The sequence below is a fragment of the Paenibacillus sp. JJ1722 genome, from assembly GCF_048282685.1.
GTDB classification, from domain to species: domain Bacteria; phylum Bacillota; class Bacilli; order Paenibacillales; family Paenibacillaceae; genus Paenibacillus; species Paenibacillus polymyxa_B.
On sequence record NZ_CP182500.1, the window covers coordinates 3,954,098 to 3,968,874 of the forward strand.

Consider the following 14,777-nt stretch of genomic DNA (forward strand, 5'->3'; position numbering starts at 1 on the left):
TACCCCGATCCCTTCATTTGATTTACAGGTGTTCAGCTAAAAATGACTGCCACGCCGTTCGCATTTCCAACGTCTCCATATGTCCACCGCCCGCAATCACAGGCTGCCAATGCTCAGGGTGACCTGCCTCCTGGTAAGCTTCCAGCAGCCCTTTTGCCAAATGCTCGACTCCTTCAATAGGACACATCCGGTCATTTTGACCTGTTATACTCATCCGTGGACGAGGTACGATCCGCTTTTGAATATCCAAGGTGGTAAAATGCTTCAGCAAGCCGGGGACATAGGAGTAGAAGCCATGATGGTCCAATCCCCTTTTGGCGATCAGCGTATGGGCATCTACCTGTCCACAGATATCAACCGTGACCTGTATCCGTTCATCTAACGCAGCCATCCACCATGCCATGAGTCCACCCATCGACATACCGATTGTTCCGATACGAGAAGCATCAATGTCCTCACGCTGGCACATATAATCCACCAAACGACGGTTATCATACAGCATCATGCCCCACAGCACTTGGCCCTGCCAGAGCATTTCCTTTACCAGCTCGCTCTCGGTTTTGCCTCCACGTTCATTAAATCCCCACATGTCAATGCAGCATACACAGTACCCCATGTCTGTCAGAGTTGTAGCAAACGAGGGCTGCTGTAAGTAAGAACTGCTATGGATCAGTTCCTTGCGCCCGTTCGTATAATTGCCTCCATGCGAATGGTTAAAAACGACCAATGGGAACGGACCGTTCCCTTGTAAGGGTGTAGCTACATAAGCGGGTACAGACTCGATCCCGTTCAAGTCCAGCAGGAGACACTCCAGTCGATATCCCTCACGCTCTTCTTGATTCAGCAGAGTTGCCGTTACAGGGCGATCTGCCGGAAGGTCTCCCAACAATGCTTGCAACTTATCCACGTTGTACCTCCTTTCATGCCCTCCTAATTCATCATATTTTGTTCAGAAGGTTGTATCGTTACTTGTTCTATCAGCTTTTCGGGCTGAGCTGTATTCTTCGAATGGCAACGATTGATTTCAACGTCTTCCCCATTTTCAATATAAAAGGCAGGACCTTCATGATTCTCAATCGTCACATGTTGAAAACGAATATCCTTCACGTTACCTAGATAAAAACCACGGTTGTTCATATCTTCTATCCCTGTCATCATGGCCGGACGACCGGGAATTGCATTTTTAGCCATAGAAATATCAATATTGGAAAATGTGATTTCAGCAATATATCGTTCTGCAAGTCCGTATAAGAATCCAGCAGCCGCATGAACCTGTCGTGCCGTAATATCGGAAAAATGGATTCGTCTAAAGCACGGGGTTTCATCGGTAATCGGATAGGGATTTTTGTCCCACACATATTTGTCTTTGCCCCGAGGGCCGCAGAAATAATAAAGATTCAGAATAAATGGACAAATTACATCTTCCATCACAATGTTGCTGACGCGAATATCCTCGATGCTTCCGCCACGTCCTCGTCTGGATTTCAGACGTATGCCCCGATCCGTTTGCTTGAACACGCAATTGCTGATCGTAACATTACGAATGTCACCACTCATTTCGCTTCCCAGTACGACTGCGCCATGTCCATGCACCATCGTACAGTTGGTAATCGTAATATTTTCACATGGAATTCGCTCTTGTGTATCTTCGGTTCCTGCTTTGATCGCAATACAGTCATCGCCCACATCTATATTGCAGTTGCTAATACGAACATTGGAACAGGATTCAGGATTAATGCCATCCGTATTGGGGGAGTCCGCCGGGTTAAGAATGGACAAATTATCAATTGTAACGTTATAGCAAGCGATGGGGTTTACAGTCCAACTGGGGGAATTTTTTAACATAACATCTTTAATGGTAACCCGCTGACAACGGTCAAAGCTGATTAATTTGGGTCTCGGATACTGTAACTCCTCTGGATGATTGCGGTGCTTTTCCCACCACGGCTGACCATTTCCATCCAGCGTTCCGCTACCTGTAACTGAAATATTCTCAAGGTTCTGCCCATAAATGCATGACGCATGCACTTCCCGCTGAACGCCTTCCCATCTGGATTCTACTACAGGGTAATCAGCCAGTTCCGTACTAAAGGACAGAGTTGCGCCAGGGCTTACATGCAGCTCAATGTTACTTTTCAGAAAGATAGCACCTGTCAGATACGTCCCAGACGGAACAAAAACGGTTCCTCCTCCAGCATTGCTGGCCGCTTCAATCGCAGCCGCAATCGCTCCCGTAGCCAGCGTCGTGCCATCCTGAACTGCTCCATAATCTACAATGTTATACAATTGCATTTCGTTCTCTCCTGTCTTTATATTTTGTGAATGTTAGATCCATTTTGTATTGGAAAAGCATAAGCTGCCCCCGGATTTCAACATCCAAGAAATTATTCAAGGAGTCTGGGGGCAACAGCCATGCTCAGCTATTATTTTTTCGTTTTCTTATACGCTTCCTCGTACTCAGCAGTAATCCGTGATCCACCGGAGTTTTTCCAGTTTTCTACGGCTGCTTTAAATCCTGCTTCGTCAAGCTCACCCATAATAAATTTGAAGGAGGCGTCGGTAATGATTTTCTCCAGCTCTGTTCCTTGCTCATTAGCGGTGACTGAATCCAGTGGCACGGTTGGGTCCAGAACAGCAAATTCATTATTTTCTCGGACTAATTCATTAGCCAGTTCCTTTTCTGGATTGGCATCTTTTAAGTTGTAGGTCACTTCACTTGGTCTGGAGCTTGAAAACGGCTGAACATCTGCTTGCCACAAATCTGTATTCGTAATTTTGAAGGCTCCATCTTTTTCGATCTTATAATGAGTGCCTTCTATACCGCCGGTCATATACATATATACATCTTTGTCAATTAAATCATCTACAAATTGCAGCAGTCTCTTCAACTCAGCTTCTGTTTTTACTTCGGATTTCGGAAATGCCAGCAAACCTCCTACCCCGCTTCCCTCAGACCATACGTGGTATTTGCCATCTCCATTCGAAATCTTGTTAACCGGTACCAGCTTCAGTCCCTTTTGTAAGCCTTGGGACAAGGTTCTGAGGTTAGAGATATCGATCATGCCTGTATAAATACCTGCTTTACCTTGTGCAAATTGTTGCTGCTGGTCCGTTTTAGCGGTTACAGCAAAGTCTTTAGAGAGATATCCATTTTTGTATAATTTATTGGAATACTTTAAGGTCTCCAAATATTGAGGAGTATCAAATTCCGGCGTAAATTTTCCGCTTTCATCTACTTTCCAGCCATTAGGTGTGCCAAAGTAGGAACTTAAAGTTTTGAAGCTACTGTAGCGTAGATCCGATCTGTCAACAAACCCAGTCGTATCATTTTTTCCATTTCCATCCGGATCATCTTCTGTAAACGCTCTCGCAACTTCATACAACTCATCCAGTGTCGTCGGCACCTTCAGTCCCAAGCGATCCAGCCAATCCTGGCGAATGACCAGACCCGCCCGAGCCAGATTCTTCTGGAACGGAACGCCATACAGTACCCCTTCAATGGATGCGGCTTCCCGAACTTCAGGCGGGATTTTCTTCAAATTTTCATAATCATCCAAATACTTTCCTACATCCCAGAATAGCCCTGATTTCAAAGAGCTTCGTACTGAAGAATTTGTCATCATCGTCAGAGTCACCATATCGGCCAATTCGCCGGATGCAAGCGCGGTAGTGATTCTCTCTTCTTTGGAAGCGTCAGGCACCCAATTGAACGTGATTTTAGAATTGGTGTATTCTTCAATTTTGCTTTTGATCGTTTCTGTAGGCGGAGAAGCTGTATGCAATACGTTTAACCAGGTAAATTCCAGTTTGGACTTCGGATCATAGGTTTGGCCGCTTTGATCCTCAGCTCCCTTGTCACCGCAAGCAGCTAAAAAAACACTCATGACCATTAGTACAGCAAGAAGGCCCGATACTCCCTTTTTCGTCGTGATTCCCTTTTTCATCGTGTTTGCTCCTTTTCTGTTTATATATTTATGCCATATCTTCCTCTTTCACCAGAACCTCTCGCTCTATTTTGCTGAACACCTGATGCGTCATCCACATCACGAGATAACCCATAATACTTGCTCCGGCAAAAGTTAGAATTCCTGGGTACAAGCCTAGAATCAATGCAAAAAGCACGACAATGGCTACAAAAAGAACAAGCGTATATTGTAAATACGAAAATCCAATCACTATCGACATTTTGACCTTCAGTCCGATACCTTTCCAATCATAGTGAGCCAGCAGCGGGAAAATGTAGGCCAAAGAGATGAGATACAAAAAGGCTCCAATAAGCGTCACCACACGAACATACCAGGACGAGACGTTGACTATATCCACGTAGAGCACGTAACCCACAAGGCTGTAAAGCCCGCCAATGATTGCTGCTTCTTTAAAGCTTTCTCTAAAGTAACGTACAAACGTCGAGAAAATGGCGACTTCCTCATTGCCCCGAATCCACTGCCTTAAAATACTAAGCATAGCAACGGTTGCAGGCCCAACGCCTATAAAACCCAAGCCCAGAATCGTCGCAACCGTCCAAAGCAAGTTAAGGTAGACCAGGCGCAGCAGGCGCATGCACCATTTGTTCATGTTTTCTACAAACCGTACCATTTTGCATCCTTCCCGTCGTCATTAGTAAACGCCGTCTTCACCAAATTTCTTGGCCAGTCGATTGGAGCCCATAATCAGGATTAACCCTACTACACCTTTAAAAAGTCCTACCGTCGTACTGAAACTTAATTGTCCATTCTTTAAGCCCGCAGTATAAATGTAGGTGTCAAAGATTTCGGCAACCTCGCGGTTTAATGAGTTCAATAGCAGATACATATGCTCAAAGCCCAAATCCAACGTGCTACCGATCTTCAAAATTAATAATGTAATAATGACTGGGCGGATCGCAGGCAAGGTAACGTGCCATGTCTTTCTCAGGCGTCCAGCTCCGTCCATCTCTGCTGCCTCATACAATTGCGTATCTACCACTGTAATCGCAGATAGATAAATGATGGTAGACCAGCCAAGTTCCTTCCAAATCACTTGCCCGATGTAGACGGTTCGCAGCCATTGAGGAGAAGTTAAGAAGCTGATCTTCTCACCGCCCAGCGCGGCAATCATTTCATTCAGCACCCCACCGTCTACGGTTAGGAATACATAAGAAATCGAAACAATGATAACCCATGACATAAAGTGCGGGATGTAGATGATGGTTTGAATAATGTTTTTAAAAAACATCTTCCTAACCTCGTTCAACATGAGTGCCAAAATGATGGGCAATGGAAAAAAGATTACAATGTTCAGCGCAAACAAAACCAGTGTATTACGAAGCAGCATAAAAAACGTAGGCTCGGTAAACAAACGAATAAAATGCTTCATTCCTACCCATGGACTGCCCGTGATTCCCTGAAAAGCTTGATAATCCTGAAATGCAATCACCAATCCCCCCATAGGAAAGTACTTAAAAATAATGAAGTACACCAGTCCGGGTAAAACCATTAAATAGAGCAACTTGTGTTTCTGCATTCGTAAAAGGCTTTCTGTCGTTCTTTTGTTCTTTTTCATTTTCATGTTTGGTGCGGGGACACTTGAAACTTTCATTAGTTCGACCTCCTTCAAACGTTCCTGTATACGTTTTCAAGAGTACGCGATTTTCAGCATTCCGCATATAATCATCAAATGATAGCGTTTACAAAATTGAGTATACAGCCTACTTTTCAACCTTTTCACCTTAGCTAATGATTACAACACAACCTAATGATCATCCGCTTTTCTCCATGATTAGAGAACACCTCAAGATTTGATTATATACGGAATTCTTTCCTCTTGATAAGGTTGACATGTAAACGATTACGAGGAGGTCAACCACATTGACGCAACCATTACGAAAACAAAAATTACGAAAAAAAGAATCGCTGGGCAGCCGTATTTTCAACATTGTAAACAGTACACTATTGATTCTCATTGCCCTCACTTGTCTCTTACCTTTTTTGAATATCATCGCCAGCTCTTTTGCCTCAACTGAAGAAGTGATAGCCAAGAAGTTCATTTTATTCCCCGTTACTTTTTCCTTGGATGCCTATCGCTATATTCTGTCGACTCCCACCATTTTTAGAGGTCTCGGGGTTTCGGTTGGAGTAACGGTCGTCGGTACAGTTGTAAGTATGATATTTACTGCTTTTATGGCTTATGGATTATCCCGAAGATATCTACTTGGCCGCAATACGATTAACTTCATTGTCGTGTTTTCTATGTTGTTTAGTGGGGGGATGATTCCGACATTCCTGGTTGTAAAAAGCATGGGGCTTATCAATTCGTATTGGTCCTTGATTCTTCCCGTGGCCATTAATGCGTTTAACCTGATTATCATGCGTAACTTTTTTCAGGCGCTGCCAGATGATTTGGAGGAATCAGCCAAGATGGACGGGTGCAACGATTTTGGTATCTTCTTTAAAATTATGTTGCCGTTAGCCCTGCCTTCTATTGCAACCATCTCTCTATTCTACGCTGTTGCCTACTGGAATACGTATATGCACGCCATTCTCTATATTAATGATTCTGCCAAATGGCCGATTCAAGTCTTGCTACGTCAAATTGTAATCGTTTCCAGTGGTATGCAGGCAGAAGGAACTGCTGTAGATGTCATCCCGCCTGCGCAGACGATTAAGATGGCAGTCATTGTCATTGCGACCGTTCCGATGTTAATCGTGTATCCATTTGTGCAAAAGCACTTTGTCAAAGGAGCTTTATTAGGAGCGGTTAAAGGCTAATTGGCTTGCTTCATCTTTCGGTAAGCTCCTGGTGTAACCTGTTCCTTTTTCCGAAATGAGCGGATAAAGTTTTGCGAATTATGATATTGCAGTCGCTCAGCGATTTCTTTAATCGTCATATCGGTCTCAACAAGCCATTTCTTGCCCATTTGTAACCGGTAGCCCATTAGATATTCACTAAACGTCGTTCCGTATTCTTTTTTGAAAATACTGCTTAAATAATTCGGATTGTAATGAAGTCGGTCTCCAATGAGTTCTAATGATAATTCCTGGTCATATTCAGCACGGATAATAGCCGCAATTTTTTCCGAGAGACAGCGGAATTGCTGGTTGGTCTTCTCCTTCATGCTTTTTACCATGGGGAAAATAACTTGCTCTATCAGCATACGTTCTATCTCTTCCGGGTTACGGATGTCCAGCAAACGATGATACAAGGCATGATTGTCTTGCGTCAGCAGCACTTCAATCCCTAATAGCTGCTCCAATTGGATGAGGTTATTCACAAACCGTACCAACAGCACTTCAAAGTTCATGGAATGATTGTTTTTTATCATCATTTCCTCCAATAAAGAGTGCACGGTATGGTATACCTGCTCTTCGTCCCCTATTCGGATGGCATCAAACAGTTTTGATTCCAATTCCGTAGGATAATGAAGCAGCACCGGACCTGAAATGACCATGGAAATATCTTCATAAAAAATAATTGATTCTTTGCCTAAATTTAAACGGTGATGCAAAGCTTGCTTGCTCATCTCACAGGCTTCTTTACTTTCTAATAAGTTATCATACGCAGTACTAATGCCGATGCTGATGGATACATTCAAATACTCTTTTACGTTTCGAACCAAAAGGGTCGCATCATCTAGGACTTGCTTTCTCATTTCCTGTTCGCTCTTACCTGTCAGAATTAATATGGTGGCCTGAGTGTTATCGTTCAAAATGATGGGAAGCATTCGCTGCTGCTCTGGAATCGTTTCTTCTACGATTTTATTAATAGCCAGCAGCAAAACATCTTTATCCGAGGGCTCTCGATCTCCCAGATTATCCAGTTGGACTAACAAGGTAATATACATTTGATTCTCGATCGGCGGATAACCCAAGCGTGGCATTTTTCGTGCCAATTCCTCTGCAGAAATACGTTTGCGGAACAGGTTGAGAATCAATTGGGTTTCCAACTGTGGCATTTCGGACTGAATGAGACTTTCCAAGCTTTCTTTCTCGGTTACAATGTTATCGATTGAATTAATAATCCATTCAATTTCATTTTTAGAAGGTTCATTTTTGAAAGCGAAATTAGGATTTTTAGGCAAGCTTCGTTTTATTTGCTGAAATGGCTTTGTAAAGTAAATGGCAATGAAGTACGCCACTACCACCATTAAGAGCGTTAATACAAGTCCCATCATGATGATCCCAAATTTGGTCGTTTGAAAGGCATCCGCAATTTCTTTCTTATCTAATACCGTTAAGTAAGTCCAATTGTTGTAAGCAGATTTGGCATAAATGACTTGTCGTGCAGGCTGCTGATCCGTTTTCTCCAAAGTTAACATACCTGTGTTGTTCGGCTTCACTGCAGCTTCTGAAATATGCTGAAGCTGTTGGGTGGACAATAATTGTTCAGCAGGCTGGGTTTCATACATTAAATCGCCTTGTTTATTCAAAATAAAAACAGCCATATGATCCTCGGTTTGAATCGTATGATTTAACGTTTGCAGCGAAATATCCGACAAAGCAATGGCTTGCTTCTTCTTAGAGAATACAGGCAAGGTATTAACAAAACGAATTCCTTTATCTGTTTTAACCCAGAATAGTCCCTTCTCTTGGTGGTCGATATAGGTACTAATCAGCTTTTCTCGTTCCGTTTTCGTCAAATAGGACAGGCTTCCATTGGAGATTCTCCAATTCTGATCCAGACTGATTAGCGAATATTCCGTCCCCTCTAATCCCATCGTAGCAATATAATTGAGCTGAGTATTCACATTCCGATACGCTATAAAATCTTTTTCTGTAATGGGATTTTTCACAACATCATTAAAGGAACTGGTCGTGCTATACGTATTAAAAGCATATTCAATCGTTTGAATTTTCTGCTCCAGACTATTTCTGATCTGTGCCATGTAGCTTTGCTTGGTATTGGAAACTCTCTCCACAACGGAGCTAATTGTTGTAAAATAGATGTAGCTGCCAAAACTGGCCACCAATCCTATTCCCAAAACCAGAATCGTAATAAAAATAGTATAGAACATTCTTCCTTTTTTCATTGCGCTCCCCCTCTGGCTCTTTGCATCACAACAAAATTATAGCGCTTTCATAACAAGGTTTAAATCATTTTTTTCACGTGTGCATTATTTTTTACATCCGTATCATTCCAATTTAAGTCGATTTTGTTTGGTTTGCGGCAGTTAAAAAGAAATTTGGAGGAGTTATTTATGTTACATGTTATTAGTCCTAAAGAACCGATTATAAAAGAAGAATTTCCGTCAAACACTTCCTTTCTCTCCCTCTATCCCGTAGCAGCTCATGAAGCTCGTCCTTTTATATTGGTATTACCTGGCGGTGGATACGAGCATTTGGCCTCACATGAAGGAGAGCCTATAGCTCGGTGGTTGAATGATCTAGGTATTCATGCGGGTGTGCTGGAGTATCAAGTCGGCGATTTCGAGATTATTTCCTTGTTGAAGGATGTAGAACATGCTCTGCAATGGATTCGCCAAACACCGCATGATTGGCTAGTCATCCCTGATCAAGTGGGGCTCATCGGTTTTTCAGCAGGCGGTCACTTGGCCTCCATTGTCTCCACTATAGGGATGGTAAAACCAGATCTTCTGTTGTTGGGATACCCTGTAATTTCATTTCATGAGCCTTATACACATATCGGAAGCCGTACACATTTTTTAGGGGAACAGCCGACGCTGGAGCAGCTCCAAGCCTTTTCATCCGATCGGCAAGTAACTTCACATACACCTCCAACTTTGATGTGGACTACAGCCAATGATGGCGCTGTACCGGTAGAAAATAGTCTGTTGTTCGCTTTTTCATTATCCAGAGAACGTATTCCGTTTGAACTGCATGTATTTGAGGAAGGGCGACACGGCTTGGGGCTGTCAGAGGACAACCATGAATGCCATCAATGGCTTAATCTGGCGGAAACTTGGCTTCAAAAACATGGATATGCTCAGGCAAGGCAACAGATGACAACTCGACTGTTTATCGCTGGGGACTCCACTGCAGCTCAAAAAGGGGCTACCGAAAAACCGATGACAGGCTGGGGCGAACACTTGCAAAGCTACTTGGCACCGTCTGTTCATGTGGACAATCGTGCCGTCAATGGACGAAGCACCAAATCTTTTATAGCAGAAGGCCGGTTAGCTGATATTGAAAAAGATATTCAAGCTGGAGATTATCTGTTTATTCAATTTGGACACAACGATGAGAAAAAAGAAGACCCCACTCGCTATACCGATCCTGATGGAGAGTATCGTCAAAACTTAATTCAATACATTCAGTCCGCTCGGGAGCGTGGTGGAATTCCAGTGCTATTGACCTCTGTAAGCCGCCGCCGCTTCAAAGCAGACGGTGAACCTGATCCGCTGGCTGTAGGAGCCTATCCTGCTGCCATGAGACAAGTAGCCGCGGAAACCAAAACACCCCTGCTCGATATTTTTAAAGCTTCTCAGCAGCTATATCGTTCAATGGGTGAAAAAGAGTCACAGCAGCTATTTATGCATTTGCCTGAAAAAGCGCATCCTAATTACCCCGCTGGTGTAACGGATAATACCCATTTTTCTGACGAAGGAGCAAAGCAGGTCGCCCAGCTTGTAGCGGAAGCAATTCGACAGTGTGCGGAACTGTCTGCATTAAAACAACGTATGGTAGAAAGGAATCTAGACAGCGATGAGAGGCTTGCACACCAACTTGTCAACTGAAATCAAGAACTAAATAGATACAAACACAAAACGGACTTGGAGCTAATCACTCTGACGTCCGTTTTTTATTTCGTGTGATCAAAGACTATACAGCTATGAAGAATAGTTCAAAAGTATGGTAAATAAAAAACTTAAATTGTTATATTTTAATTCTTTTGTATTTTATAGGACTTTAGAATCGTTTTGTTGTATTATTTTGACAACATTTGTCGAATTAAGTGAAATCCATAACTTTACATGGTATATTTTAGGAGCTCAGATCATACATAAGGAGGATTTTTTTATGAAAACTAAGAAAATATTATTATCAACAGCTATGTCTCTGGGACTTATTGGGAGTATTATCGTCCCTAGCGCGTCCGCATCTGTAGGCCCTTCTCCGGTAATTACGCCTGTCGTAGAAGTTAACGGAGTATACTACAGAACGGCTACGTTGCCACGTAATTATTCCTATGCGTTGTCAAATTACCCAGGGGATACTTATAAAGTGGCGAGCGGAAATGTCACCGTCTCCGCTTCCGGGGTGGTAACAACTACTACTGCAACGACTGCAAGAGTTGAGATTTACGGCGGTAACGGTAAATTGAGAATGGTGTACACTGTTAAGGTATCCTAAGATAAAAACGGTAAAAATAGCACTGTCCGTTTATTGGGCGGTGCTATTTTTATGGACGGGCTGATGTCAACCCCTATTCTCACAGCTATTCAATGTCCTGTTCTTTGAACTCTAAAGATCATGTTTAAACCGAATCCAATTAAAACGAGGCCCGTAGCTTTATCAATAACATTTTGTACTCTCGGAGACATTAACCATTTCCTTACATAACTCAACAATAATACGATTGTTGCAAACCAAACAATGGAAACAGCTGCACAAAGTAAAAAATGAAGGCTTGATTGTAGCCAGGCATAATAAATTTCGGTAAAAACGTGAGAAAAAATAGTGAAATTAGTTATTTGTAAATATTTATAGAAAAATAGATCTAGTTCTGATAGACTATTGCTACTATATTTTTATGCTGGAGGATATTGGGTTCATGAAAAATAAAGCTTTTTTCTCTCTTTTGTGTGCTTTTATTATTTTTATAATGGGATTAACAGCATGTGGAGTATCATCAAGTAAAGATCATTCATTATTATCTAAAGAAGAATTTGAACAAATGTACGTCAATGCTGATCAGTTTGAAGACCGCTCTATTGATTTTTATGGACAAATCACTAATGGTCCTAAGGAGGATAGAAATGGGATTTATGTTCAAGTGAATGCTGATCCGAAAAATAATAAAAAAAACACTTTTGTCTACGGCAATAGTTTTTCCAGCTTCTCTAATGCAAAAGAGAATGATTTTATCCACGTAACCGGTACTGTCATTGATAAATATCGCTATAGAACGACCTACGGCACCTACACCTCAGCTCCTGCCATCTCGGCAAATAAAATAGAAAAATCTATGTTTATTGATCCTACATTGAGCACTATAGAAGTAAATAAGTCAATAAAACAAAAGGGCTATATCATGACTCTTCAAAAAGTCGAGTTTGCTGAAGAGGAAACACGGATTTATATGGCAATCGAAAATAAATCTAAAAACACGATAAATTATTATGACTTTTATACTAAATTGGTTCAAGGAAACAAACAATACGAACCAACAGCTGATAGTGTAAGTTATACTTATCCTGCGTTACAGTCTGAAATACTACCTGGTATGAAGACAGAAGGAATTCTGACATTCTCAAAAGTTGACTCTTCTACGGACTTAACCTTAATTGCAAAGGGGTCTGCGGAGGATTTTTCCATTGAATATAATCCGTTCAAGTTTAAAATCTCAAAAAAATAGTCTTTTGGGAGCTTCTCCTAGCCTATAGATTGCATCCCCTAGAATAGATATTGATCCCCACTGGGTAGTTTAATATATTCTAAGGGGGCATTCTTCATGGCAATGAAAGATTAAAAAAATTAAATCACATTTAGAAAAAGTGAAGAAAGAGAAGGTTCGCTGCAAATTATAATCGCTCCCTAATAAAGGGGCTATTTCCCTCCATTTTCTCACCCTCTATAAACAACAAAAAAACCCTTGCTACGCAAGGGTTTTTGAGGAAATGGGCCCTGAGGGACTCGAACCCCCGACCAATCGGTTATGAGCCGACCGCTCTAACCAACTGAGCTAAGGGCCCTCAAAAAAATTTGTATATTCACGTTACACATTCATAACAGCAACGTTAATTAATATACAACATTTTCTTGTGTTTCGTCAATAGTCTTTCGAAAATTTTCTTTTACAAAATTATTTTTGTGGACTTACGGAATAAATCGGACACCATAACGACCTTTGCGCGAGCGGTACACCTCCACTGCGCGGGGATCATTGTAGCCATACATCCAGCCGTCGTGCTCCAACCTTTTTGCCAGACATCCTGCCTGAAATTTAGTCGTGTACAGTCTGCCATAGTAAATCCAATACATCCGAACTCCCTCTTTTCACATGATGGTAGGAGTTAGTGTAACCGGATCGAATTCGATTTACACGGCCTGAGCCATAACAATCTACAATGGTTAGCACGAGTACGAATCGCTCTAATCATTAGCTCTGTTGGCCCCTATAGCTCATCTTATTTGCCAAAGGAAGTCGGATCCTGACGCCAGGAACGCAGCAGTTCCATCTCTTCTTCCTGAATAGTTCCTTCACGCAAGGCAACGTTCATCAGGGCTGTATAATTGGACAGGCTTTGCAGCTCCACACCTGCTTCTTCAAAGGCTTGAGTCGCTTTGTCTAGCTGGTAGCTGAAAATAGCTAGTACCGCTAACGGCTGAGCGCCTGCTTGTGCTACGGCCTGTGCTGCTTTAATGGAGCTGCCTCCTGTAGAAATGAGATCCTCGATGACCATAACCTTTTGTCCTGCGCTGATGCGGCCTTCAATTTGGTTCTCTTTCCCATGTCCTTTGGCTTTGTCCCTCACATAGGCCATTGGCAGATTTAGCTTTTGCGCCACCCAGGCCGCATGAGGAATCCCTGCTGTAGCTGTCCCTGCAATGACTTCGGTTTCGGGATATTGCTCACGAATGAGGGCAGCAAATGAGTCTGCGATCAGCTCGCGTACCTCCGGGTAGGACATGGTCAGACGATTGTCACAGTAGATTGGCGATTTAATGCCGGATGTCCATGTAAAAGGCTGTTGCGGGCGCAATGCCACCGCCTGAATACGTAACAGATGGGATGCGATTTGCTCGGGGATACTATTGAATGTGGTCATACTTGTATCATCTCCTCAATAATGTGTTCCGCTGCGGCACGTGGGTCTGCTGCTGCGGTGATAGGACGTCCAACAACAATGTAGCTGCTGCCTTGGGCAATGGCTTGCCCAGGTGTAAGCACACGCGACTGATCGCCTGCAGCACTACCTGCCGGGCGTATGCCAGGAGTTATCGTCTTAAAGTCTGATCCACATACAGCACGAATGGCAGGCACTTCCAAAGGTGAAGCTACCACACCATCCAGTCCCGCCTCACGGGTCAGTTGTGCATAACGAACTACTGCATCCTGTACCGTACCAGGAATACCTAACTCCTTATTCATGGTCGTCTGATCCGTGCTGGTCAGCTGTGTGACTGCAATAATGAGCGGCATGGAAAGCGAACTGTCTGCGGAAATAGCTGCTTCTGCACCAGCTTTAGCGGCTGACATCATATTAACGCCTCCAGCAGCATGTACGTTGAACATATCCACACCTAGGCGGGTAATGCTCTCTGCCCCTCCCCGCACCGTGTTAGGGATATCATGCATTTTCAAATCCAGAAATACGGAGTATCCTCTGGACTTTAGCTGTTCTACAAAAGCTGGCCCTGCATTATAAAACAGTTGCATACCTACTTTTATATAACAGGGAATTCCCTCTAGCTGCCGAATTAACTGCTCAGCCTGTTGTGCATTGGGATAATCTAATGCAACCATCAGCCGTCCTGCCATCTGCTGAAATGCTCCATTCACCGTTCTACATCCCCTTTTCACGTCAATTCGGGTACATTTGCCCGTGATAAAGGACATCCGTCAGCCGAAGCTGATGAATGTCCTTCCCTGTGCTACTTATTTCCTCACATCTATTCGTA

General features: G+C 42.9%; 14 protein-coding genes and 1 tRNA gene. 4 read left to right on the forward strand and 11 right to left on the reverse strand.

Annotated features, from left to right (window positions below; all coding sequences use genetic code 11):
* Positions 1-22: 22 nt before the first annotated feature.
* The 5 genes from ACM1ND_RS17490 to ACM1ND_RS17510 all read right to left on the reverse strand — a co-directional run bounded on the left by ACM1ND_RS17490 (position 23) and on the right by ACM1ND_RS17510 (position 5,577).
* The gene (locus ACM1ND_RS17490; RefSeq protein ID WP_023989414.1) at positions 23-907 is read right to left on the reverse strand and encodes a dienelactone hydrolase family protein; all 885 of its coding nucleotides are present in this window, start codon (positions 905-907) and stop codon (positions 23-25) included.
* 23 nt (positions 908-930) lie between these two features.
* Positions 931-2,292: a glycoside hydrolase family 28 protein gene (locus ACM1ND_RS17495; RefSeq protein ID WP_340858372.1), complete on the reverse strand. Its 1,362-nt coding sequence runs from the start codon at positions 2,290-2,292 to the stop codon at positions 931-933.
* A gap of 131 nt (positions 2,293-2,423) precedes the next feature.
* Complete coding sequence (locus tag ACM1ND_RS17500; RefSeq protein ID WP_028540499.1) at positions 2,424-3,944, reverse strand: extracellular solute-binding protein; 1,521 nt, start codon at positions 3,942-3,944, stop codon at positions 2,424-2,426.
* Positions 3,945-3,972: 28 nt separating this feature from the next.
* Positions 3,973-4,596: a YesL family protein gene (locus tag ACM1ND_RS17505; RefSeq protein ID WP_023989417.1), complete on the reverse strand. Its 624-nt coding sequence runs from the start codon at positions 4,594-4,596 to the stop codon at positions 3,973-3,975.
* Positions 4,597-4,617: 21 nt separating this feature from the next.
* Positions 4,618-5,577: an ABC transporter permease gene (locus ACM1ND_RS17510; protein ID WP_023989418.1), complete on the reverse strand. Its 960-nt coding sequence runs from the start codon at positions 5,575-5,577 to the stop codon at positions 4,618-4,620.
* Positions 5,578-5,846: 269 nt separating this feature from the next.
* On the opposite strand from ACM1ND_RS17510, the gene ACM1ND_RS17515 reads away from it, so the two are divergent.
* Positions 5,847-6,746, forward strand: coding sequence for a carbohydrate ABC transporter permease (locus ACM1ND_RS17515; RefSeq protein WP_028540498.1), 900 nt, complete (start codon positions 5,847-5,849; stop codon positions 6,744-6,746).
* Here ACM1ND_RS17515 and ACM1ND_RS17520 read toward each other — a convergent pair.
* Positions 6,743-9,004, reverse strand: a complete 2,262-nt coding sequence (locus tag ACM1ND_RS17520; protein WP_053325758.1) for a helix-turn-helix domain-containing protein — start codon at positions 9,002-9,004, stop codon at positions 6,743-6,745. The two genes, ACM1ND_RS17515 and ACM1ND_RS17520, sit on opposite strands and share 4 nt — an antisense overlap.
* 168 nt (positions 9,005-9,172) lie before the next feature.
* On the opposite strand from ACM1ND_RS17520, the gene ACM1ND_RS17525 reads away from it, so the two are divergent.
* Positions 9,173-10,669, forward strand: coding sequence for a GDSL-type esterase/lipase family protein (locus ACM1ND_RS17525; protein WP_068942321.1), 1,497 nt, complete (start codon positions 9,173-9,175; stop codon positions 10,667-10,669).
* A gap of 283 nt (positions 10,670-10,952) precedes the next feature.
* Positions 10,953-11,285: a hypothetical protein gene (locus tag ACM1ND_RS17530; RefSeq protein ID WP_068942323.1), complete on the forward strand. Its 333-nt coding sequence runs from the start codon at positions 10,953-10,955 to the stop codon at positions 11,283-11,285.
* Between the two features lie 89 nt (positions 11,286-11,374).
* On the opposite strand, the gene ACM1ND_RS17535 is transcribed toward ACM1ND_RS17530, so the two are convergent.
* The gene (locus ACM1ND_RS17535; protein ID WP_305953836.1) at positions 11,375-11,626 is read right to left on the reverse strand and encodes a LysE family transporter; all 252 of its coding nucleotides are present in this window, start codon (positions 11,624-11,626) and stop codon (positions 11,375-11,377) included.
* An 80-nt stretch (positions 11,627-11,706) separates the two neighbouring features.
* Here ACM1ND_RS17535 and ACM1ND_RS17540 point away from each other — a divergent pair, with 80 nt between their 5' ends.
* Positions 11,707-12,510 carry a DUF4352 domain-containing protein gene (locus ACM1ND_RS17540; RefSeq protein WP_103744838.1) on the forward strand — a complete coding sequence of 268 codons (804 nt, stop codon included), beginning with the start codon at positions 11,707-11,709 and terminating at the stop codon, positions 12,508-12,510.
* 263 nt (positions 12,511-12,773) lie between these two features.
* On the opposite strand, the gene ACM1ND_RS17545 is transcribed toward ACM1ND_RS17540, so the two are convergent.
* The 4 genes from ACM1ND_RS17545 to pyrF all read right to left on the reverse strand — a co-directional run bounded on the left by ACM1ND_RS17545 (position 12,774) and on the right by pyrF (position 14,715).
* Positions 12,774-12,847 (reverse strand) — tRNA-Ile (locus ACM1ND_RS17545).
* A gap of 124 nt (positions 12,848-12,971) precedes the next feature.
* On the reverse strand, positions 12,972-13,136 hold the full coding sequence (locus ACM1ND_RS17550; protein WP_014282411.1) for a hypothetical protein: 165 nt from the start codon (positions 13,134-13,136) through the stop codon (positions 12,972-12,974).
* A 146-nt stretch (positions 13,137-13,282) separates the two neighbouring features.
* Positions 13,283-13,924, reverse strand: a complete 642-nt coding sequence (gene pyrE / locus ACM1ND_RS17555) for an orotate phosphoribosyltransferase (RefSeq protein WP_418026390.1) — start codon at positions 13,922-13,924, stop codon at positions 13,283-13,285.
* The gene (pyrF, locus tag ACM1ND_RS17560; RefSeq protein ID WP_081047489.1) at positions 13,921-14,715 is read right to left on the reverse strand and encodes an orotidine-5'-phosphate decarboxylase; all 795 of its coding nucleotides are present in this window, start codon (positions 14,713-14,715) and stop codon (positions 13,921-13,923) included. The genes pyrE and pyrF overlap by 4 nt, the downstream gene beginning before the upstream one ends.
* Between the last annotated feature and the right edge of the window lie 62 nt (positions 14,716-14,777).

What these genes read in the sequence shown, in the direction of transcription:
- ACM1ND_RS17525 (WP_068942321.1), top strand. Translation starts at nt 9,173, where the DNA reads ATGTTACATGTTATTAGTCCTAAAGAACCGATTATAAAAGAAGAATTT.
- ACM1ND_RS17520 (WP_053325758.1), bottom strand. Translation starts at nt 9,004, where the DNA reads ATGAAAAAAGGAAGAATGTTCTATACTATTTTTATTACGATTCTGGTT.
- ACM1ND_RS17510 (WP_023989418.1), bottom strand. Translation starts at nt 5,577, where the DNA reads ATGAAAGTTTCAAGTGTCCCCGCACCAAACATGAAAATGAAAAAGAAC.
- ACM1ND_RS17500 (WP_028540499.1), bottom strand. Translation starts at nt 3,944, where the DNA reads ATGAAAAAGGGAATCACGACGAAAAAGGGAGTATCGGGCCTTCTTGCT.
- pyrE (WP_418026390.1), bottom strand. Translation starts at nt 13,924, where the DNA reads ATGACCACATTCAATAGTATCCCCGAGCAAATCGCATCCCATCTGTTA.
- ACM1ND_RS17530 (WP_068942323.1), top strand. Translation starts at nt 10,953, where the DNA reads ATGAAAACTAAGAAAATATTATTATCAACAGCTATGTCTCTGGGACTT.
- ACM1ND_RS17495 (WP_340858372.1), bottom strand. Translation starts at nt 2,292, where the DNA reads ATGCAATTGTATAACATTGTAGATTATGGAGCAGTTCAGGATGGCACG.
- ACM1ND_RS17505 (WP_023989417.1), bottom strand. Translation starts at nt 4,596, where the DNA reads ATGGTACGGTTTGTAGAAAACATGAACAAATGGTGCATGCGCCTGCTG.
- ACM1ND_RS17540 (WP_103744838.1), top strand. Translation starts at nt 11,707, where the DNA reads ATGAAAAATAAAGCTTTTTTCTCTCTTTTGTGTGCTTTTATTATTTTT.
- pyrF (WP_081047489.1), bottom strand. Translation starts at nt 14,715, where the DNA reads ATGTCCTTTATCACGGGCAAATGTACCCGAATTGACGTGAAAAGGGGA.
- ACM1ND_RS17550 (WP_014282411.1), bottom strand. Translation starts at nt 13,136, where the DNA reads ATGTATTGGATTTACTATGGCAGACTGTACACGACTAAATTTCAGGCA.